The sequence below is a fragment of the Bacteroides sp. D20 genome, from assembly GCF_003436255.1.
Taxonomy (GTDB): Bacteria; Bacteroidota; Bacteroidia; order Bacteroidales; family Bacteroidaceae; genus Bacteroides; species Bacteroides uniformis.
Window position 1 is genome coordinate 1 of sequence record NZ_QSOO01000034.1, and the last position, 1711, is coordinate 1711.

At 36.4% G+C, this 1711-nt stretch carries 1 protein-coding gene; it reads right to left on the reverse strand.

Annotation, left to right across the window (positions count from 1 at the left end; genetic code table 11):
* Positions 1-349: 349 nt before the first annotated feature.
* Complete coding sequence (locus DXD78_RS20610) at positions 350-1297, reverse strand: site-specific integrase (RefSeq protein ID WP_005824483.1); 948 nt, start codon at positions 1295-1297, stop codon at positions 350-352.
* Positions 1298-1711: the final 414 nt, after the last annotated feature.

The following is a 1711-nucleotide window of genomic DNA, read 5'->3' on the forward strand; positions in this document are numbered from 1 at the left end:
ATTCCGTTACTTCGCAGGTAACGGGAACCATCTTGAATCAATTATGTGAAAAGAAGTTTAATATAGTTGTAATGCCCCTATAATTGTTTATAACATTTTAAGTGATGAAAGATGAAAAGTGGCTTATAGGTGGAATTCTGATAATATGACCGAGAGGTAAAGTTACGATAAAGGGAAATCAAAATATTTATAGGGAAAGAAAGACTTAAAGTGTTATTTTGTAGAGTTTTGGCTTAAGGGGAAGTTGTTGAGAAATGAGCGAGAGGACTCTTCCCTTCAAGAGATGCTTCTTGCGGGAGGAATAAATATGGACACATCTAGGCCGCTTTATCAATAAAAATAAAAAAATCTATGCCGAGATTCCATTGCTTTTTACAAAAGAAATTACCTTCTCATTTGCTTCATCAATCTTCTTGTCGTTGAAAGGTTTGAGATAGGTTTCAGTAACATTTATCGATGAATGTCCCATCGCTTCGGAAATAATGCCAGGGTGAATCTCACAATAATATGCCATTGTGGCCCACGTGTGTCTTGCCGAATACGAACTAAGATGTGAACTCATATTCAAATGTGTTTTTAAAGCTGACAGCTGATAGTTAAAACGCCTCAAAGCTGATTGATACTCTTTATAAGCCGCTTCTGTACCATCCTTGCTACGTAATATTGGGAATAAATAAGGTGAGTTCTCGTCCTTATTGGATACCATGTGTACCAGCTGTAAGGCTTCAGGGGATAGAAGTACCCGTAAGGTGCGACCAGTCTTTCTTCTACGATAGGACAATACATTCCCTTGCAGGTCTTTCTTGTGCAAGAAAGCTAAATCGACAAATGGGAGACCACGCATCATAAACATAAAAACAAATAGCATTTTGGCCTTTTGAAGGCTTGAGGAAGGAATCCTTTTGGACAAATCCATTTCTGTCCCGCGAACTAAAGTTCCTATATCCGAAGCTTCCAAAGCTCTTTTCTTGTCTGCTTTAGTTCCTGTATACACATGTTCAAATAATCTAGGAGTATAACGGACACATCGTAAATCTACAGCTCGATTGTAAGCCGAGCGAATGACTTTCATATAGGTAGAAACGGTGTTCCAACTGCAATCTCGTTGACGCAGGTGCATTTCAAAACGTTTCAAAACCACTGGATTCAATTTGCGCAGATGCAAATCCCGATAGTTATTGAATGCGGAAAACACATTCAATGTAGATTGGTAAATATGGGCTGTTCCCCATCTCCCATTTTCTCGAAGCTCTCCAATAATAGTTGACAGCATTTCTTGTAAGGTAATCTCTTTCATCTTCAATTTAAATTATACATTCTCTTATTAATAATATGTATAAGTACAATCCCTTTATAATGCAGAACATACGTGCAAATACACTAATAATTGGGGCGAACAACAATCCCATTAACAAAAAAGTGCGCTTAAATGCAGATTTTTCGATTAATTATAAAAAAACAGCATTATTATTTGCTCATTTATAGAAAAACAATTATGTTTGCACGGAAAATTCCTCCGTTACCTGCGAAGTAACGGAATACTTGACAACAAAACAAGTATGCGAAAGGGATTTAAAATGAGAGATTATTCACTTTTTATTTTTTTTAAATTTATAAATTTAAAGTTTTCAATTATAAACAAAAAGTTTCTAAGTGTGATCCTGTTCAGCGCCTTAATGGTGGGCACTGCAGGAACGTTCACGTCTTGTAA

Bases quoted from the DNA above. Each gene is read 5' to 3' on its own strand.
- DXD78_RS20610 (WP_005824483.1), bottom strand. From the start codon at position 1,297: ATGAAAGAGATTACCTTACAAGAAATGCTGTCAACTATTATTGGAGAG.